General features: G+C 64.1%; 19 protein-coding genes. 11 read left to right on the forward strand and 8 right to left on the reverse strand.

Annotated features, from left to right (window positions below):
- Positions 1-5: 5 nt before the first annotated feature.
- The 4 genes from DEVEQU_RS12685 to typA all read left to right on the forward strand — a co-directional run bounded on the left by DEVEQU_RS12685 (position 6) and on the right by typA (position 4,496).
- On the forward strand, positions 6-641 hold the full coding sequence (locus DEVEQU_RS12685; RefSeq protein WP_126150958.1) for an RNA polymerase sigma factor: 636 nt from the start codon (positions 6-8) through the stop codon (positions 639-641).
- The gene (locus DEVEQU_RS12690) at positions 638-1,021 is read left to right on the forward strand and encodes a VOC family protein (RefSeq protein WP_126150959.1); all 384 of its coding nucleotides are present in this window, start codon (positions 638-640) and stop codon (positions 1,019-1,021) included. Before DEVEQU_RS12685 ends, DEVEQU_RS12690 begins: the two co-directional genes overlap by 4 nt.
- 92 nt (positions 1,022-1,113) lie before the next feature.
- Positions 1,114-2,463: a metallophosphoesterase gene (locus DEVEQU_RS12695; RefSeq protein ID WP_126150960.1), complete on the forward strand. Its 1,350-nt coding sequence runs from the start codon at positions 1,114-1,116 to the stop codon at positions 2,461-2,463.
- 218 nt (positions 2,464-2,681) lie between these two features.
- A complete protein-coding gene (gene typA, locus DEVEQU_RS12700; RefSeq protein WP_126150961.1) occupies positions 2,682-4,496 on the forward strand; it encodes a translational GTPase TypA in 1,815 nt (604 codons plus the stop codon).
- Between the two features lie 197 nt (positions 4,497-4,693).
- Here the strand turns inward: typA and DEVEQU_RS12705 are convergent, their stop codons facing one another.
- The 8 genes from DEVEQU_RS12705 to hemN all read right to left on the reverse strand — a co-directional run bounded on the left by DEVEQU_RS12705 (position 4,694) and on the right by hemN (position 12,370).
- On the reverse strand, positions 4,694-5,053 hold the full coding sequence (locus tag DEVEQU_RS12705) for a VOC family protein (protein ID WP_126150962.1): 360 nt from the start codon (positions 5,051-5,053) through the stop codon (positions 4,694-4,696).
- A gap of 21 nt (positions 5,054-5,074) precedes the next feature.
- Positions 5,075-5,632 carry a dihydrofolate reductase family protein gene (locus DEVEQU_RS12710; RefSeq protein ID WP_126150963.1) on the reverse strand — a complete coding sequence of 186 codons (558 nt, stop codon included), beginning with the start codon at positions 5,630-5,632 and terminating at the stop codon, positions 5,075-5,077.
- 298 nt (positions 5,633-5,930) lie between these two features.
- A complete protein-coding gene (locus tag DEVEQU_RS12715) occupies positions 5,931-8,072 on the reverse strand; it encodes a sodium-translocating pyrophosphatase (protein WP_126150964.1) in 2,142 nt (713 codons plus the stop codon).
- Positions 8,073-8,258: 186 nt separating this feature from the next.
- Positions 8,259-8,585 carry a DUF167 family protein gene (locus DEVEQU_RS12720; protein ID WP_126150965.1) on the reverse strand — a complete coding sequence of 109 codons (327 nt, stop codon included), beginning with the start codon at positions 8,583-8,585 and terminating at the stop codon, positions 8,259-8,261.
- On the reverse strand, positions 8,566-8,868 hold the full coding sequence (locus DEVEQU_RS12725) for a YggT family protein (RefSeq protein WP_126150966.1): 303 nt from the start codon (positions 8,866-8,868) through the stop codon (positions 8,566-8,568). Before DEVEQU_RS12725 ends, DEVEQU_RS12720 begins: the two co-directional genes overlap by 20 nt.
- 513 nt (positions 8,869-9,381) lie before the next feature.
- Positions 9,382-9,990: a DedA family protein gene (locus DEVEQU_RS12730; protein WP_126150967.1), complete on the reverse strand. Its 609-nt coding sequence runs from the start codon at positions 9,988-9,990 to the stop codon at positions 9,382-9,384.
- Positions 9,991-10,075: 85 nt separating this feature from the next.
- Positions 10,076-10,969, reverse strand: coding sequence for a heme-dependent oxidative N-demethylase family protein (locus tag DEVEQU_RS12735; RefSeq protein WP_126150968.1), 894 nt, complete (start codon positions 10,967-10,969; stop codon positions 10,076-10,078).
- A 45-nt stretch (positions 10,970-11,014) separates the two neighbouring features.
- Positions 11,015-12,370: an oxygen-independent coproporphyrinogen III oxidase gene (gene hemN / locus DEVEQU_RS12740; RefSeq protein ID WP_126150969.1), complete on the reverse strand. Its 1,356-nt coding sequence runs from the start codon at positions 12,368-12,370 to the stop codon at positions 11,015-11,017.
- A 202-nt stretch (positions 12,371-12,572) separates the two neighbouring features.
- Here hemN and panB point away from each other — a divergent pair, with 202 nt between their 5' ends.
- The 7 genes from panB (at position 12,573) to DEVEQU_RS12775 (ending at position 19,251) form a co-directional block, all read left to right on the forward strand.
- The gene (gene panB / locus DEVEQU_RS12745; RefSeq protein ID WP_126150970.1) at positions 12,573-13,391 is read left to right on the forward strand and encodes a 3-methyl-2-oxobutanoate hydroxymethyltransferase; all 819 of its coding nucleotides are present in this window, start codon (positions 12,573-12,575) and stop codon (positions 13,389-13,391) included.
- On the forward strand, positions 13,391-14,599 hold the full coding sequence (coaBC, locus tag DEVEQU_RS12750) for a bifunctional phosphopantothenoylcysteine decarboxylase/phosphopantothenate--cysteine ligase CoaBC (RefSeq protein ID WP_126150971.1): 1,209 nt from the start codon (positions 13,391-13,393) through the stop codon (positions 14,597-14,599). The genes panB and coaBC overlap by 1 nt, the downstream gene beginning before the upstream one ends.
- Positions 14,596-15,447: a pantoate--beta-alanine ligase gene (gene panC, locus DEVEQU_RS12755; RefSeq protein WP_126150972.1), complete on the forward strand. Its 852-nt coding sequence runs from the start codon at positions 14,596-14,598 to the stop codon at positions 15,445-15,447. Before coaBC ends, panC begins: the two co-directional genes overlap by 4 nt.
- A 218-nt stretch (positions 15,448-15,665) precedes the next feature.
- Positions 15,666-15,956, forward strand: a complete 291-nt coding sequence (locus DEVEQU_RS12760) for an STAS domain-containing protein (protein ID WP_126150973.1) — start codon at positions 15,666-15,668, stop codon at positions 15,954-15,956.
- Positions 15,953-16,318 carry a response regulator gene (locus DEVEQU_RS12765; RefSeq protein ID WP_126150974.1) on the forward strand — a complete coding sequence of 122 codons (366 nt, stop codon included), beginning with the start codon at positions 15,953-15,955 and terminating at the stop codon, positions 16,316-16,318. Before DEVEQU_RS12760 ends, DEVEQU_RS12765 begins: the two co-directional genes overlap by 4 nt.
- Positions 16,319-16,346: 28 nt before the next feature.
- Complete coding sequence (locus tag DEVEQU_RS12770) at positions 16,347-18,677, forward strand: chemotaxis protein CheA (protein WP_126150975.1); 2,331 nt, start codon at positions 16,347-16,349, stop codon at positions 18,675-18,677.
- Positions 18,678-18,750: 73 nt separating this feature from the next.
- Positions 18,751-19,251, forward strand: coding sequence for a chemotaxis protein CheW (locus DEVEQU_RS12775; protein WP_223214213.1), 501 nt, complete (start codon positions 18,751-18,753; stop codon positions 19,249-19,251).
- Positions 19,252-19,399: the final 148 nt, after the last annotated feature.

Genomic DNA, 19,399 nt, shown 5'->3' on the forward strand with positions numbered 1-19,399 from the left:
CCGGCATGGTCTCGCGCCCTCTTGCGCAGCTGCTCGCCAGCGCCCGCCGGGCCGGGGCGCGACACGATGCTGAAGACATCGTCCAGGAAGCGCTGATGGCGGCCTTTGCCGCTGGCCGGTTCGATCTCGAAGATAACAAGACGCTGTTCTGGCTGTGCGGTGTGGTGCGCAACCGCGCCCGCATGCATGTGCGGACCGCCACGCGCCGGCGAGCGCGCGAGAATGCTTGGGCGGGAGTGGCCGTCCCGCCGCAAACCGACTGCGAAACCGCGCCGCCCGCCGACATCCTCAAGGACCTGCCACCCGCCTTGCATACATTGGCGGCTTTGGTCCTGACCGGACACAATCGCCGCGAAATCGCCTATCTCCTGCGTCTTCCCGACACAGCCTTGCGCCAGCGCGTGGTAAGCCTCAGGCGACTTCTGGCGGCCAGGGGGCTGGCGGCGCCCGAGGAAATGGTCGGGCTCAATCTCGATCTCGCCTATGGCCGCATGCGCATCGCTCTGCGCCAGGCGCTGTCCCGCCATGGCGGCATATTTGCCAGCCACGATCCCGATGGCCATATTTTTCTGGTCCGCCGCTCACAAAACCAGCCGGCGCGGCAACTGGTTGCTGCCAATCCAATGGAGAAGAAAACATGAGTTTCAAACCCAGCGCCGTCAGCATCGTCTTTTATGTCGCCGATATCGCCCGCACCGAAGCCTTCTATACCAGCACGCTGGGTATCGCGCTCGAGCGCATGGAAGGGGCTGAGCCGTTCTGGCTGCAGGGCCGGATCGGCGCCGGCCCCGACCTCATTTTCTTCCTGCAGGAGGGCCGGCGCGGCGACACGCCGGCCATTGTCTTCGAACTCGACGAGGGTGGCATCGACGACGTCGTGGCCGAGCTGGCCGGCAAGGGCGTGACCATCGTCACCCCGGTTTCCGAAGCTCCGGGCGGCTGGAGCGCCGACTTTCTGGACCCCGATGGCTTTGGCCTGGGGCTGTGGCAGTCGGGCGACCTGCCGCGTTCACTGCGCTAGCCGGCTGCTGGCGGGCCATGCCCGCCTGTCACAAGATTGTGCCATGCGGCGGGTAAGAGCCAGAGCGTTTCGACGTAAAGGTATGACACGACATGTTTTTATCGACGCTTTCCCGCCGCCGCCTGATCCAGCTCATGGCGGCCAGTGCCGCCCTGCCGCTGGCCGGCACGGTGAGCTTCGCCCAGCAGGCCGCGGTCCGCGCCGTGGTGCTCTCCGACCTGCATTCAGCCTATGACCGGCTGCCGCAGGTGCTGGCGGCCGTCGCCGCCGAGATCGCAGGCGGCGCCGATCTGATCCTGATCAACGGTGACATTTTCGAGCTCGGCAACGTCGCTGCAGCCCGCTCGGCCGGTCGGGCCGACTGGCAGTTTCTCGAAAGGCTGGCAGCGCTGGCCCCCGTGGTCGTCAATATCGGCAATCATGAGCCCGATTTCGACAATGACCTTGCCCAGTTCGTCAGCCAGGCCAATGCGCTTGGGATTTCGGTGATCTCGAACATCCTCGATTCCCGCACCGGCGCCGAATACGCCCCCAGCCACGCCATGCTGGAGATCGGCGGCGCACAAGTGGTGGTGGTCGGCATCGCCACCGACGCGCTCAATACCTATCCCAAGGCCAGCCGCGAGCACTTGACCCTCCCCGCCCCGGTCGAATGGGCCAAGGCCAATGTCGTCGATCTTCTCGCCATGGGCACGGTCGGCATCGTGCTCAGCCATGCCGGCGTGATCGCCGATCGCGATATCCTGCCCCTGTTGCCGGCCGGAACCCTGTTGGTGGGCGGGCATGACCATCTGGTGCTCACTCATGCCGAAGGCGATGTGGGCTATGTCCATACCGGCTCCTGGTCGAGCCTGATGACGCTGGCAAGCCTTGCCGCCGGCACCGCCCCGGTGCTGCAGCAGGTGGTGATCGACCGCGACGGCGCTGGCGATGCCGAGCTTGCCGCGACTATTGCCGCAGTGCTGGATGAGCATTTGACCGATGAGGAAAAAGCCCGCATCGGATCGGCACCCGAGGCCATGAGCCTGGGTGAAACCGGGCGCTATGTGGCTCAGGTACTGGCGGCGGCGGCAGGCGCCGATATCGGCTTTATCGGCCACACCTCGTTCGGCACCGGTTTTCCCGGGGCACCCATCAGCCTTTACGAATACAATTCTATCCTGCGCTTCGAAGGCAAGATCGTTACCGCCACGGTGGATGCGGCCACGCTCCGCGACATTCTTGCCCGTGTCAATCAGGACGGCGACATTGCCCTGGACGCTCGCACCGGCGACTTCCTCTATGCCGCCCCGGAGGACCTGGCGGACAAGGACAGCTATGTGATTGCCTGCAATGACTGGAGCGGCATCAACCAGAAGGCCTATTTCGGCCGCGAAGACCTGGTGTTCACCGAAGTGCCGGGCCTGATGCTGACGCCGACCGTGCGCGACACGCTGCAATAATTCCACCGTGGAGCGGGTTCGGCCCGCTCCGCACACCCGCCCTGCATATTGAAACCTTGTGAAATCGAGCCTCTTGCTATATGCAGCGCCCGACCCTGCCGGACCTCCGCCATGAGCGAGCCCGGCAACATCATATTGCATGGTTTGTACTGGCCAGCCCACCAGAGGTTTCCTCCCGTGGGGCGGTTTCGCGGATCGTGCCAACAAGGCGGACCCTAATGGCCCTGCGAAATATCGCCATCATCGCCCACGTCGACCATGGCAAGACCACGCTGATCGACGTGCTGCTCAAGCAATCCGGCTCCTTCCGCGAGAACGAGCGCGTCGAAGAGCGCGCCATGGACAGCAACGACATCGAACGCGAGCGTGGCATCACCATTCTCGCCAAGGTGACCTCGCTGATGTGGAACGACACCCGCATCAATATCGTCGACACCCCCGGCCACGCCGACTTTGGCGGTGAAGTCGAGCGCATCCTGTCCATGGTCGATGGCGTGGTGCTGCTGGTGGACGCGGCCGAAGGCCCGATGCCGCAGACCAAATTCGTGCTCGGCAAGGCGCTGGCCCAGGGCCTGCGCCCCATCGTTGCCATCAACAAGATCGACAAGTCCGACGAGCGCCACATGGAAGTGCTCGAGGAAATCTTCGACCTCTTCGTCGCCCTCGACGCCACGTCCGAACAGCTCGACTTCCCGGTGCTCTATGGCGCTGCCAAGCTCGGCTGGATGGCCAATGAGCCCGATGGCGCCCGCGACAGCCTGGCGCCGCTGCTCGACAAGGTCATCGAACACGTGCCCGAGCCCAAGGTGGAAGAAGGCCCGTTCCGCATGCTGGTCACCACCATCGAGCGCAACCCGTTCCTCGGACGCATCCTGACCGGCCGCATCGCCTCGGGTTCGGTCAAGGCCGGTGACGCCGTGCACACGTTGAACCGCGACGGCAAGATCGTCGAAAAGGGCCGCATCTCCAAGGTCCTGGCCTTCCGTGGCCTCGAGCGCAATCCCATCGAAGTCGGCGAAGCCGGTGATATCGTCGCCATTGCCGGTCTCGAAACCTCGACCGTGGCCGACACCATTGCCGTGCCCTCGGTCAGCGAGCCGATCGCCGCCAAGCCGATCGATCCCCCGACCCTGTCGGTCACCTTCCGCATCAATGACGGCCCGCTGGCTGGCCGCGAAGGCGACAAGGTGCAGTCCCGTGTCATCCGCGAGCGCCTGATGCGCGAAGCCGAAGGCAATGTGGCCATCCGCGTCACCCCCGGCGACGACAATGACAGTTTTGACGTGGCCGGCCGCGGCGAACTGCAGCTCGCCGTGCTGATCGAAAACATGCGCCGCGAAGGCTTTGAGCTGACCATCGGTCGCCCGAAAGTGCTGTTCAAGGAAGAGAACGGCGTGCGCATGGAGCCGGTCGAGGAAGTCATCATCGACGTCGATGACGAACATACCGGCGCCGTGGTGCAGAAGCTGACCGAGCGCAAGGGTGAACTCACCGACATGCGCCCCTCGGGCGTTGGCCGCACCCGTATCCGCCTGCTCGTGCCCACCCGTTCGCTGATCGGCTACCAGGCAGAACTGCTCTCGGACACCCGCGGCACCGCCATCTTCAACCGCCTGTTCCACTCCTTCGTGCCCTATAAGGGCGATCTCTCGGGTCGTCGTACCGGCGTTCTGATCTCCAACGGCACCGGCCAGTCGGTGGCCTATGCCCTGTGGAACCTCGAAGAGCGCGGCCCGATCATGATCGATGCCGGCGTGGACATCTATGAAGGCATGATCGTGGGCGAGCATTCTCGCGAAAACGACCTGGAAGTGAACGCGCTCAAGGGCAAGCAGCTCACCAATATCCGCACCACCTCCAAGGACGAAGCGGTGCGCCTGACCACGCCCAAGAAGCTGACGCTCGAACAGTCGCTCGGCTATATCGCCGACGACGAATATGTCGAGGTGACACCCAAGTCGATCCGCCTGCGCAAGATCTGGCTCGACCCGAACGACCGCAAGCGCATGAGCCGCGCCTCCAAGTCGGCCTGATTCTTTTAGGCTTTTGATTACACGGGCCCCGGTGGAGACACCGGGGCCTTTTTGCGTTTGGGGGCGGGGAAGGGGAAGCACCCTAAAGAGCCCTCGGGTCAGGCCCGAGGGCGACGGCTGGTGATTGTGACGCGATCAATTACCGCGCTGAGATCGTCACCCTCGGCCTTGAGCCGAGGGCCCATCACGCTCTACCGCTAGTCCACAAACCCCTTGGGCGGTTCCGCCAGGGTGATCTGGTTGCCGTCGGCATCGGCGATCTGGGCGACGATGCCCCAATCGCCGGCGGCATCGGGACCGAGCGCGATGCCCGCCGCCTCGAGCCGTTGCCGTTCGGCTTCAATGGCGTGGACGACAATGGTGCTGCGGCTGTGTCCGGCATGGGCGGGATCGTGCCAGATCTGCAGGCCCCCGTCGCGCCGCCACTGCACCATATTGGGCGTGGGGCGGTCATCGGGGTCGCGGCCCATGAGGCGAGTGTAGAAATCGACACCGGCCTCGAAATCGGACACGGCAATGCAGGCATAGATGCCCTTGATGCGCATGGCGTCTGACATGGTTCGTCTCCTCGGCTGCACCTAGTCGGCGCGCTTGCGATAGACTTGGACCACATTGCCCTTGTCGGTGACCTCGCAACGCACGAGCTCGAGCCTTGTGGTGGGATCGCCGGGCTCGAACAGGTGTCTGCCCGCGCCCGCCACAACCGGATGGGTAATGAGGCTCAACTCATCCATCAGTCCGGCAAACAGCAATTGACGCACCAGCGAAATGCCGCCCATGGCCGCAATGGTGCCGCCCTTCTGCGCCTTGAGGTCGCGCACGACGTCGACGAGTTCACCCGTCATAAGCTGCGAATTGGACCAGGCCGCCATATCGGCCGCAGACAGGGTATGCGAGGCCACATGTTTGGGCACCGCATTGATGAAATCAGCAAAATCCCCGTCCTGGGTGGCATTGGGCCAATAGCCCGCCCAGTCCTGCCAGCCGACCCGACCCATCAGCACCGTATCGGTCTCCGCCTGGATGGAGGTGAGCATCCGGCCCAGCCCGTCATCAAAATTGTCGAACTGGAATTTATAGGGGTCCTGCACCACCCCATCGACCGAATGAAACAGGCCGGCAATCAGCTTCCGCATGGTTTGTCTCCCACAGCACGGACACCCATCATGCGCCCGTTTCAGCTACACGACGAGTGAGGGTGGGGGCGTTCGACATTTTCGAGGTGACGTTCAACACACGCACCGCGCGGTGAGCGAAACCAGGTCAAGCTATCGAACTGAAATTTGCAGGCTTGGCCCCGCGCCATCGGGTGAACGAACGCCTGCATATCCTTGAGTCACCCACCTTGACCGGCATAAGTCGAGAGTTCTTTAACGAACAAAAGCCCGGAGCTTACGCCCCGGGCTTTCTTCATTCAGTCCAGCCGACGTCTGGTCACCCCAGATGCGCCAGGACTGCCAGCAGCAGAAGCGCCACGATATTGGTGATCTTGATCATCGGGTTGACGGCGGGGCCGGCCGTGTCCTTGTAGGGGTCGCCGACGGTGTCGCCGGTGACGGAGGCCTTGTGGGCGTCGCTGCCCTTGTGATGGGTGACGCCGTGGCTGTCGGTAAAGCCGTCCTCAAAGCTCTTCTTGGCATTGTCCCAGGCGCCGCCGCCCGCCGTCATCGAGATGGCGACGAAGAGCCCGGTGACGATGACGCCCATGAGCATGGCGCCGAGAGCCGAGAAGCCGGCGGCAGGGCCGGCGATCCAGTTGATGAGGAAGAAGACGACGATGGGGCTGAGCACCGGCAGCAGCGAAGGAATGATCATTTCCTTGATCGCCGCCTTGGTCAGCATGTCGACGGCCCGCGCATAATCAGGCTTTGACGTGCCGGCCATGATGCCTGGATCGGCCTTGAACTGGCGGCGCACTTCCACCACCACCGATTGCGCGGCGCGGCCCACCGCCGTCATCGACATGCCGCCGAAAAGGAAGGGCAGAAGCCCGCCAAACAACAGGCCCACCACCACATAGGGATCGGCCAGCGAAAAGCTGAGCGTGCCCATGCCCTGGAAGATCGCCGGCGCATCGGGCAGGCCGGAGAAATAGATGAGGTCCTGAGTATAGGCGGCGAACAGCACCAGGGCCCCGAGACCAGCCGAACCGATGGCATAGCCCTTGGTAACGGCCTTGGTGGTATTGCCGACGGCGTCGAGCGCATCGGTATTGTGGCGTACCGAAGCATCGAGCCCGGCCATTTCCGCAATGCCGCCGGCATTGTCGGTGACCGGGCCGAAGGCGTCGAGCGCCACGATCATGCCGGCAATGGCCAGCATGGTCGCCACCGCAAAGGCGATGCCGAACAGGCCCGCCAGTGAATAGGTGACGATGATACCGGCAATAATGGTGAGCGCCGGCAGGGCGGTGGATTCGAGCGAAACCGCCAGGCCCTGGATGACATTGGTGCCGTGTCCGGTGACCGAGGCCTCGGCGATGGAATTGACCGGGCGGCGATTGGTGCCGGTATAATATTCGGTGATGACGATGATCAGCCCGGTAATGACGAGGCCGACCACGCCGCACCAGAACAGGTGCCAGGGGGTAAAGGTCTTGTCATTGGCGGCGATGGCAACGTTCATGTCGCCGAACATCAGCCACAGCACCGGTAACAGCGCCACCAGCGACAACACGCCCGAGGCGATGACGCCCTTGTAGAGCGCACCCATGATATTGTTGTCGGCGCCGAGCTTGACGAAATAGGTGCCGATGATCGAGGTGACGACGCAGGCCCCGCCAATGGCCAGCGGCAGCACCATGCCGATGAGCCGGAACGGCTCGGGCAGGATGATGGCGGCCAGCACCATGGTGGCGACGATGGTGACCACATAGGTTTCGAAGAGGTCGGCCGCCATGCCGGCGCAATCGCCGACATTGTCGCCCACATTGTCGGCAATGGTGGCGGGGTTACGCGGATCGTCCTCGGGAATGCCGGCTTCGACCTTGCCCACCATATCGCCACCGACATCGGCGCCCTTGGTGAAGATACCACCGCCGAGACGCGCGAAGATGGAGATCAGCGAGGCACCGAAGCTGAGGGCCACCAGCGCATCGATGACGGTGCGGCTGGTCGCCTCAAAACCCATGCCGCGCAGCACGAGGAAATAGAGCGTGACGCCGAGAAGGCCCAGACCCGCCACCAGCATGCCGGTGACGGCGCCGGACTTGAAGGCCAGATCAAGGCCCTTGGCCAGCGAGCCGACGGCCGCCTGGGCGACGCGCACATTGGCGCGCACCGACACATTCATGCCGATAAAGCCGGCAGCGCCCGAAAGCACCGCGCCGATCAGAAAGCCAATGGCCGCATAGGGCCCGAGCAAGAGCCAGGCGGCGACGAGGATGACGACGCCGACAATGCCGATCGTGGTGTATTGCCGCTTGAGATAGGCCGAAGCGCCTTCGCGCACCGCGGCCGAAATCTCCTGCATGCGCGCCGAGCCCGCATCGGCGGCCAACAGGCCTTGGGTAGTGACTATGCCGTATACGATAGACAGACCGCCACAGGCGACGATCAGCCAGAGTGCCAAATCCATAAGTCCAGTCCCTCGAATGTGTCCTCCGAGGAGCCCGCACCGGCTGGGTTCGGATCGTGACGCCCGCGCCCCCGCCAGCCCTCCGTCGAGCCCCTTCCAAGCAAGGAGCTTACCGGGATTGCCGGGTTAAGCAATTGGAAAGTGTGACGGTTTGTCGCGGGGGTTTTGGGGGAGGCCCGAGCCCGTTCACCCGCCTGCGACGGCCATTGCGCGTTCGGCGAGGGCCGTGGCGTCGCCGGAGACGACGAGCGTTTTCTGCCGGCTGGTGTCGCCGCTTACCAGGGTGATGGTGGATTTGGCAGTGCCAAGCGCCTTGGCCATCAGGACGATGACGGCGGCATTGGCCTTGCCCTTGTCGGGCACGGCACTGACGCGGACCCGCAGCACGCAGCTGCCGTCGTCACGGATTTCGGCGCCGTCTATGGCGTCGCGCCCGGCATTGGGCGTGACCCGCAGGTGCAGGAGGAGGCCGGAGGGCGTTGGCCTGAACCAGCTAGATGCCGGCGCGGACAACGGCGGGATAGATGTAATAGCCGATGATCGACTGGATGAAGAACAGCAGCAGGAAGGCGATCAGCGGGCTCAAGTCGAGGCCCGAGAGATTGGGCATGAAGCGCCGGATGGGATTGAGCACCGGTTCGGTCAACTGATTGACCACGCGCCAGACGGCGGCGACGAACTGGTTGCGCGTATTGATGACGTTGAACGAGATCAGCCAGCTCATGATGATCATGATGAGCAGCACCCACCAGTAGAGCTGGAGGAGAATGAGGATGATATCGAGAACGGCGCGCATGGGCGTCTCCGGAAAAAGCTGGGACTTATCTAGTCGCTGAGCCCGCTGGCGACAAGACCTTGCGGCTTGCGCTGGCGACAGACCCGCTGTCTTGCGCGGGCTGAAGGCTGCCAGCCCGCGGACAGTCAGGGCCCTGCATCGAGGTCAATGGATGCAGGGCCCGAATGACTGACGCCCGGTACGCAGCACTACTCTTCCGGACGCTCCCCCAATTGCACGAACCGTGCCAGTTCGACGGGCGCGGCAAACCAGGCGGCAAATGTTAAGCCCTTATGAAGTTTCGCATTTTGCGCACCGCTTTGCCTTGCAGAATGCAAGAGGCCTCGCAAATTGCAAGGGACTGCTAGAGCGTTTCACGTTCTGGTTGATGCGGCTCCATCGCCCCCTTCCCCTTGAGGGGAGGGTCGGGGAGGGGGTCGTTCAGTGACACACTGATGGACCCCCACCCTCATTCCCTCCCCTCAAGGGGGAGGGAGGCGAAAGAGTTGAGAGTCCACCTCAGTTTGAAATGATCTAGTCGCGCGGCTTGCTCGGTTTCCAGGTGATGACCCGGTAGAGATAGATGAGCACGACCAGACCCAGCACCACATAGCTCAGCGGATCGAGCACCACTTCGATGACGTGGTAATGCTCATGGAGGATAAAGCCGGCCATGGTCAGGAAGGTGTTCCAGATCAGCGCACCCAGCGTCGAGGCGAGAAGGAAGATCCAGAGCGGCATGCGCGACAGGCCGGCGGGGATGGAGATCAGCGTGCGAATGAGCGGGATCAGCCGGCCGAACAGCACGATGGTCGGGCCATAACGTTTGAACCAGGCGACGGCGATATCGATCTCGTCGGCATTGAAGGCCATGAAGCGGCCGAACTTGTCGGCCAGCCAGCGCACCCGATCGAGCCCGAAAAAGCGACCGGCGAAATACCAGGGCAGCATGCCCACCACCGCGCCGACCGTCGCCGTCGCCAGAACGCCGAACAGGTTGAGATCGCCATTGGCCGCCGCAAAGCCGGCAAAGGGGATGATCAGCTCGGACGGAATCGGAGGAAACAACGATTCGGCCAGCATGACGAGGAAAATCCCGACATAGCCAAGCTCTGAAATGGTCTGGATGATCCAATCGGTCATGAATACCTTCGTGCGTTCGGGAAATGATCGGGCCGGGATAGCCGCTGCCGGCGCCGAGGTCTATCCCGCGCGGGTCAATATAGGGTTAGGACCCGCCGAGCTCCGTCAAACGAGCGAGGAGACGGTCTTTTTCCAGCGTCAGGCCCTTGTAATCGAGCTGTTCGGGCGTCAGCGCCCGCACCTGGTCGATCAGCGCTACCGCGATGGCGGGGGCGTTAGGGCGGCTGGCGATCTGGTCGAGGCTTTCGGTTGAGATGCGGATGGCAAAGGCCATGGCGCCGGTCTCGGGCAGCTTGCGCAGGGTCTGCCGCTCGACGCGCAGGATGACCGGATCGGCGCGGTCCCCATGGCCAAAGCGCCGGATACCAGGGCCGAGACTATCGGGATGATGCAGCCGCTCATCGCCATAAAGCGAGAAATTCCAGCGGATCATCGGCGTTTCCGGCCGGGTGGCGTCGAACATGCGCGCCATGATCTGGGCGGAACGTGTGCCCGGCCCAAAGCCGGGGACCGGATCGTGAATGGCGTCGAGCTGCCTGCCGAGCTTTTCGGCCAAAGCCCAGGACGAGGGAAAGGCGAGACTGCCCGCAGTCAGCCGCCAGCCTTCGTCACCGCGTTGCAGCAGCAGCAGATCGTCCTGCACCAGTCTTGCCGCCACGGCCAGCGGGGCGTCTTCGGCCTCGGTAGCGACCACCTGATCGAGCGGCAGGATGCGCAGACCGGTGCCGGTGGCCTGCCACAGGTGCGGAAAGCGGGCGGGCAGATAGTCGACCAACAGGGCCAAAAGTTCGGCCTGCGCCGCTCGGCTCTCCGGCAATTCGGCGAAGATATCAGGCGTCCCCAGTGCCTGCAGCCGGGCCTTTTCGCGAAGCTGCTCGGCGAGGCACGCATCCGGCTCGAGCCAATCCTCGAGCGGCAGCGGCCTGGTGCCGATCTGGAACAGGCGCGAGGAACCATCATAGGGCGTGGCATGCATCATCGCCGAGCTATGGCGCCTGCCCGGACGGCTGGCAAGCCCCGCCGTCTAGACCGCGATGGAGTGGCGGGCGGTGCCGAGGTCGAGATAGGCGTCGAGCCGGGCGGCGATGGTGCGGATGAAGGGGCGGCCGGCATCGGTGACGATGACAGTCTCGCCATCGAGCACCAGCAACCCATCCTTGTCGACCCGCGCCATGGCCAGGAGCTCCTCGTGCAGCGCCGCTCCGGCCGCGCCGAAGGTGGCGAGATCGGCGGGGCCGATGGCAAAATGGCAGAGCAGGGTTTCGATGGCATGGCCGCGCAGCCGGTCGTCCTGGGTCAGGGCGACACCCCGAGCAATGGCGCCGGAACCGCCATCGACGGCCTTGCGGTATTCCCCGGTGGCGGTGATGTTCTGCACATAGCCCTGCGGCAATTGCCCGATGGCCGAGGCGCCCAGCCCGATCAGCGCATTGGCGGCATCATCCGTATAGCCCTGGAAATTGCGGCGCAGCTGTCCAGTGGCGGCGGCACGGGCCAGACTGTCGCCGGGCAGCGCGAAATGGTCGAAGCCGATCGGCGCCATGCCGCCCGCCACCAGCATCTTGGCGGCCAGCTGCGCCTGCGCAAAGCGGGCATGGCGGCCGGGCAGGCTGGCATCGTGGATCATCTTCTGATGCGGCTTCATCCACGGCACATGGGCATAACCGAACAGCGCCGCCCGATCCGGCTGCAGCGACAGCGCCTGCTCGATGGTGCGGGCAATGCCGGTTTCGGTCTGGAACGGCAGGCCATAGAGCAGGTCGAGATTAACCGAGCGCACGCCGCGGCTGCGCATGGCCTCGACCACGGCCGCCGTCTGCTCGAAGGTCTGGATGCGGTTGATGGCCTTTTGCACCACGGGATCGAAATCCTGCACGCCCAGGCTCGCCCGCTTCAGGCCGAATTCGGCCATGGCATCATAACGGCCATCGTCGAGATCATTGGGATCGATCTCGATGCTGATCTCGGCATCGGGGGCGATAGTGAAGCGCTCGGCGAGCAGCGCCTTCAGAGCGAGGAGATCGGTAGGGGTGAGCAGGGTCGGCGAGCCACCGCCCAGGTGAATGGCGGTGATCCGACCGCGTCCTGCCAATTGCCGGGACACCCAGTCGATTTCCCGATGCAGCGACACGAGGTAATCGGCCACCGGCTCATAGCGCAGGGTATGCTTGGTGTGGCAGCCGCAGAACCAGCAAAGCCGATCGCAATAAGGAATGTGCAGGTAAAGCGAGAGCGTTGCGTCATCGGGCAGCGCGGTGAGCCAGTTGGCATAGGTCGCGGTGTCGATCCCGGCATGGAAATGCGGTGCGGTGGGATAGCTGGTATAACGCGGCACCGCAGTCGAATAGCGGTCGATCAATTGCGCAGTGGTCGGGGACATGGCGGTTCCGGGGCTCGGGATCATGGCCACCGGTCTATCGGCTCGAGCCCCGAATGCCTTTGATCGGGATCAAGCTCTCCCGCTTTTGTTGCCCCCATGGCGCATAGCACCAATGAAGGGCTTTAACCGGGTTGCACAATGCCCTATCTCGACACCCACAAGGCCGGGCGATTGCCGACCCGGTCGAGATGGAGGACTTGCCATGTCGGCCCAGATCCCCACGAAGCGCCTCACCCTTCGCGACATCGCCGCGATGCGCCGGCGCGGCGAGCCGATCGCCATGCTCACTGCCTATGACGCCACCATGGCGGCCCTTGTCGATCGCGCCGGGGTCGACATGATCCTGGTGGGCGACAGCCTGGGCAATGTGGTGCTGGGGCACGAAACCACCCTGCCGGTGACACTGGACGACATGATCCGCCATGCTGGCGCGGTCAAGCGCGGCTCTGCGCGGGCGCTGCTGGTCTGCGACATGCCCTTCGGCTCGGTTACCGATCCCGCCACCGCAATCGAAAATGCGGTGCGCGTCATGAAGGAAACCGGGGTCGAGGCGGTCAAGATCGAGGGCGGAATTGCCATGGTGCCCACGGTCGAAAAACTGGTGGGTCACGGCATTGCGGTGATGGCCCATATCGGGCTGACACCGCAATCGGTGCACCAGATGGGCGGCTATTACATGCATGGCAAGGACGAGGCCTCGGCCAATCGGCTGCGCGAAGAGGCCCGGGCGCTGGAAGCCGCCGGCGCCTTTGCCATCGTGCTCGAATGCGTCACCCCGGTGCTGGCGGCCGAGATTTCCCGGTCCCTCACCATTCCCACCATCGGCATCGGCTCCGGGCAGGATTGCGCCGGGCAGGTGCTGGTGATCAACGACCTGATCGGGCTCAACACCACCCCGCCGCCCAGCTTTGCCAAGCCGCGGGCCGATGTGGCCTCGGTGATCAGCGCGGCGGTGGGGGAATATATTGCCGACACCAAGGCGGAGCGCGGCCCCATCCCCCTGCCCCGGCGGGCCGAATAATGGCCAATATCCTCATCGCCGTGTCCGGCTCGATCTCGGCCTACAAGATTGCCGATGTGGTCTCCGAACTGGGCAAGGCGGGCCACCAGGTGCAGTGCCTGCTGACCAAGAGCGCCACCGAATTCGTGAGCCCGCTGGTGCTGGAAACGCTGAGCGGGCGGCCGGCCCGTTCGGCGGTGTTCGGGCCCGATGTCTCGGGCACCGAACATATCGACCTGGCGCGTTGGGCCGATCTCATGGTCTTTGCCCCGGCCAGCGCCAATATGCTGGCGCGGCTGGCTTTGGGCTTGGCCGACGATCTGCCCTCGACCGTGGCGCTGGCCACCGAAGCACCGCTGCTCATCGCGCCGGCGATGAACACGGTGATGTGGGACAAGCCCATCGTACAGCAGCATCTGGCAACGCTGGTCGCGCGCGGTGCGCAAGTGATCGAACCGGCCTCGGGGCTTTTGGCCTGTGGCGAGGTCGGCGTCGGCAAGCTGGCTCCCGTCGCCACCATCGTCGCCGCCATCGAGGCCGCCGTCCTGCCGCAACGCACGGACCTTGCCGGGAAAACCATTCTGATCACTGCCGGTCCGACCACCACGGCCATCGATGCGGTGCGCTACATCACCAATCATTCCACCGGGCGCATGGGCGCGGCCATGGCCGAGGAAGCCCTGCGGCGCGGCGCGGTGGTGGATTATGTGCTGGGCATGGACAAGGGTGTGGTGCGGCCAGTGGCGCCGCGCGGCGCCGAAAACCGCCTCAACATCATCGAAGTGCGCACTGCTGAGGAAATGGCGGCGGCGGCACTAAAGCACCTGCCCCGCGCCCATGGCGTGGTGGCGAGCGCCGCCGTCATGGACTATGCCGTCGCCGCCCCCGCCAGCAACAAGCTTAAACGCGCCTCGGAGGCCATTGCCCTCGATCTCGTGCCATCCGTCGATGTGCTGGGCACACTCAGCCAGGCGGCGACCGGAAAATGGTTCATGGGCTTTGCCGCCGAGACCGACAATGTCGAGGCCCATGGTCAGGGCAAGCTCAAAGCCAAGGGGCTCGATTTCCTCTTCGCCAATGCCGTGGCCAAGCTGGGCGAAACCGGCGAGACCGGCTTCGGCGTCGGCACCAATGCCGGGATATTGCTGGGCAAGGACGGCTCGCGCCACGAACTGGCGCTGGGGAGCAAGGCTGATATCGCGCGCCAGATCTGGGATATCGTCGCATGACCATCATTCTACGCGACAAGGCGGCCCTCAGCGCCTGGCGCTCTGCCGTGCCTTCGAACCAGCGCGTCGGCTTCGTGCCCACCATGGGCGCGCTGCATCAAGGCCATGTCAGCCTGATGCAGCAGGCCCGCGAAGCCGCCGACATCGTCATCGTCTCGATCTTCGTCAATCCGCTGCAATTCGGCCCCAACGAGGACCTCTCCCGCTATCCCCGCCCCATCGAGGCCGATATCGCAAAGCTCGAGGCCGCTGGAATCGATGCCCTGTTCCTGCCCTCGGTTGAGGACATGTATCCGCAAGGGGCCTCGACCATGGTGGTCGAGAACCTCGTTTCCGGCCCACTCTGCGGCGCCATGCGGCCAGGCCATTTCAACGGCGTCACCACTGTGGTGCTGAAACTCTTCAACCTGGTGCAGCCGCATCTGGCCATTTTCGGGCAGAAGGACGCCCAGCAATGCGCAGTTATCGAGCGCATGGTGCGCGATCTCGACGTGCCGGTCGAAATCCGGCGCGGCCCCATCGTGCGCGAGGCCGACGGGCTGGCGCTGAGTTCGCGCAATGTCTATCTCGCCCCCGAGGACCGCGCCGCCGCACCGCTGATCCACCAGAGCCTGCTTGCCGTCGAAGTCGCCTATCGCGCCGGCGAGACCGATGCGCAGGCGCTCGCCGCCATCGGCATGGGTATACTTGCGCAATCCCCCCGCATCGCGCCGCAATATTGGGACGTCCGCGATCCCGAAAGCCTCGGCGCCATCACCCGCGTCGGCGCACGCGGCGCCCTGCTGGCCGTCGCCGCGCATCTGGGGACCACGCGGCTCATCGACAATATGCTGATTGGTGGGGACTAGTTCGTTTCGCCGTGAACCCGCGAGGCTGAGGGCGCTGGCGCGCTCAGCCCCTTCGGGTCCATTCCAGCCCTGCGAGCATAGCTCTTCGGGCCTATGCCCTTCCAGTCGCGCCACTGGCGCGCCTGGCCGCTTTGCGGACAGGGCATAGTTAGCACTTCTTAAACCGTTGGGGGAGAATATGCCGCGAGGAGAAAGACTCCGGGGGCACGCCAATAATTATGGCACAACAAATCAATCAAGCAGTGGACTTGCCGGGCATTATCGATCTGGACGCGATCGATGCCATTCGTGACCGGCTGATCGACGCTCTTGAACTTGGATCCGTGGTCGTCAAGGCCGACGCGGTCGAGCGGGTGTCGACCAATGCGCTCCTGCTCCTGGTCAGCGCCGCCGAGACTGCGCGGCGGAACCATTTCGATTTTGCCATTGAAGCGCCGAGCGCCGCCATGACAACGGCGATCGAGCGGCTGGGGCTGGGCTCCCAGTTTTCGGGGATGATGAAACAATGACTTTGCGCGTACTGACGGTGGACGATTCTCGGACCATTCTGGCCATGCTGCACCACACCCTGTCCAATGCGGGGTTCGAGGTGCTGCAGGCCGAGGATGGCAAGCAGGGGCTCGACGTCCTCAAATCGGAAACGGTTGATGTGGTGATCACCGACATCAACATGCCGGTGATGGACGGGATCGAGTTCATCAAGAATGTGCGCGCCACCGGCCAGCACAATTCGCTGCCCATTCTCATCCTCACCACCGAAACCAGCCAGGACAAGCGCGACCAGGGCAAGGCCGCCGGCGGCACGGGCTGGATCGTCAAGCCGTTCGATCCGGAAAAGCTGATTTCGGTCATCCATCGCGTCGTGCACTAACCATCAAGCCAGGGCTGGACGAGCCGCAATGAGCGATCTCGACGATTTCAAGGCAACCTATTTCGACGAGTGCTCCGAGCTCTTGACCGAGCTTGAGGAGCAGTTTGCCGCGATCGAGGCGGGCGAGCGCGACAGCGATCGTCTCAATGCCGTGTTCCGCGCCATCCACTCGATCAAGGGCGGCGCCGGTGCCTTCGGCTTTTCGGCGTTGGTGGGCTTTGCCCATGCCTATGAAACCCTGCTCGACTATGTGCGCGACGGCCGCGTGGAACTGACCGACGACGTGGTCACTCTGTGCATCCGCGCCAATGACATTGTCGCCGACTACGTCAATGCTGCCCAGACCGGGGAAGACCTGCCCTCCGATTACGGCCAGGAAGAAAAGGCCCGCTTCGACGCCATCGCCCGCGGCGACAAGGGCGACGACGATCTCGACGGCGAGATCATGGAAGAATTCGACATCGACTTCACCCCCGTGGCCGTCAATCTCGACCTCGGCACCGAGAGCGGGGAAGCGCCGGTGGAAGACGCCTTCGAGGCCGCGCCCATGGCAGCGGTGCCGGGCCAGTGGGAGATCCGCTTCACCCCGCACCGCGCCCTTTATGCGCGCGCCAACGATCCGCTGCTTTTGTTCCGCGAACTTGCGCTGCTCGGCAAGATGAGCGTGCGCGCCGTCATGGGCGAGGTGCCGCTGCTGGCCGATTTCGATCCCTTCTCGGTCTATTGCTCCTGGGAAATCACCCTGGTTTCGCCCGAGTTGAGCGAAGCGGCGATCCGCGAAGTGTTCGAATTCGTCGATGGCGACTGCGATATCGTGGTGGCCCAGGCCGGCTCGGTCGAACTGGCCGAGATCGAAGACACACCCAGTCCGGCCGGTGCCGGCATCGAGGACATGTCGCTGAGCCTGATGGCGCTGACGGAGGACGAAGTCGCCCCTTCCGTTCCCGAGATCATCGACCTGCTCGACGCGGCGGAAGCGGCTACGCCGCCAGCGGCAACAGCGGCGCCCGAAGCCCCTGCGGCCGACACGTTCGAAGAGGCCCCGGCCCTGAGCTTTGCCGCCCTGGCCGAAGAAATCCGCCCCACCCCCGTGGCGCCGCCACCCAAGCCCGTGGCCCCGCCGGCCGCCAAGGCCGCCCCCGCATCGGGCGATGGCGAGGAGAGCAATGGCCGTGGCGCCGGCGTCCAGTCGATCCGCGTCGATCTCGACAAGGTGGACCGCGTCGTCAACATGGTGGGCGAGCTGGTCATTACCCAGTCCATGCTGACCCAGCAGATGGATGAGACGCTGCGCGCCCGCTATACCGAACTGGTGCGCGGCCTCGAGGTCCTGGCCCAGACCACCCGCGGACTGCAGGATTCGGTGATGGCCATCCGCGCCCAGCCGGTCAAATCGGTCTTTTCCCGCATGCCGCGCCTGGCGCGCGAACTGGCGACCAAGACCGGCAAGAAGATCAAGCTCGAGACCATTGGCGAGAACACCGAAATCGACAAGACGGTGATCGAGCAATTGTCCGATCCGCTGACCCACATGATCCGCAATTCGGCCGACCACGGCATCGAAACCCCGGACAAGCGCCTGGCGGCGGGCAAGAACGAGACCGGCACCATCCGGCTCAGCGCCGAACAGGCCGGTGGCAATATCCTCATCATCGTCGAGGATGACGGCGCCGGCATCAATCGCGAACGCGTGCTGAAACTGGCCCGCGACAAGGGCATCGTCGCTCCGGACATCACCCCGACCGACGAGCAGATCGACCAGCTGATCTTTGCACCCGGCTTCTCCACCGCCGAGGCAGTGAGCGATATTTCGGGCCGTGGCGTCGGCATGGACGTGGTGCTGTCCAACATCAAGAAGATCGGCGGCTCGGTGCATGTGCGCAGCTGGACCGGCAAGGGCACGCGCATGACGCTGCGCCTGCCGCTGACCCTGGCCGTGCTCGACGTCATGCTGGTCAAGGTCGGAGAGTCTCCCTATGTGGTGCCGCTGTCCTCGATCGTGGAAACCATGCAATGCTCGCGCGCCAATTTCGAGCGCGTCCCTTCGGGCGGCAAGGTGCTGCAGGTGCGCGGGGAATATGTGCAGGTCATCGACCTGGCGCAGCGCTTCTCCATGGCCACCGCGACCGAGCCTGACGAGCGTTTCGTGGTGCTGTGCGAAACCGAAGGCAGTCAGAAGGTGGCCTTGGTGGTGGACGATATCATCGGCCAGCAGCAGGTGGTCATCAAGAGCCTCGAGGAGAACTTCGAGCGCGTCGATGGCATTGCCGGCGGCACCATTCTGGGCGACGGCAATGTGGCGCTGATCGTGGATGTGCAGGGCCTGCGCACCAATCACCTGCACCAGAACGCCGCCTGACGAGTTTTACGGGCACCCGCGAAGCCGGGGCCCTGCGTAGTTTGAGTTGAGTTGCCCAGAAGGGCAGAAAGGCATGTACTCGAAAATGGAAGCGCTAAGTCTTCGGGACGACATGGGCGACAAGACCGCTATTGCCGGTCAAAATACCCTGCAGCTGATCGCCTTTTCCATCGGTGAACAGACCTATGGCGTGGAGATCACCACGGTGCGCGAAATCCGCGCCTGGAACGGGGCGACGCCCCTGCCCAATACCCGCGAATTCGTACGCGGCGTGATCAATCTGCGCGGCACCATCGTGCCGATCTTCGACCTGCGCGCCCGCTTCGGCGACGGCCAGACCTCGCCCACCAAGAACCATGTCGTGGTGGTGATGAGCGTCGGCGACAAATGGGTCGGCATCCTGGTCGACGCCGTCAGCGACATCCTGACCGTCAGCCGCGACGACATCCACAACGTGCCCGAAGGCAATTCCATCGACACCGAACTGCTCAACGGCATCGTCACCCATGACAGCCGCATGGTGGGCCTCATCGACCTGCACGCCGTGGTCGTCGGCGCCAAGATGGACGGCTAATTCTTGGTTTTTGGTGCGCTCGCACGAGGTGCCGGCGCTGCGGATTCTTTCAAGCTGAGCTGAACTCCGGGCTCTTTCGCCTCCCTCCCCCTTGAGGGGAGGGAATGAGGGTGGGGGTCCATCAGTGTGTCACGGAACCACCCCCCAC

Origin of the sequence: Devosia equisanguinis (assembly GCF_900631955.1) — a bacterium.
Lineage (GTDB): Bacteria > Pseudomonadota > Alphaproteobacteria > Rhizobiales > Devosiaceae > Devosia > Devosia equisanguinis.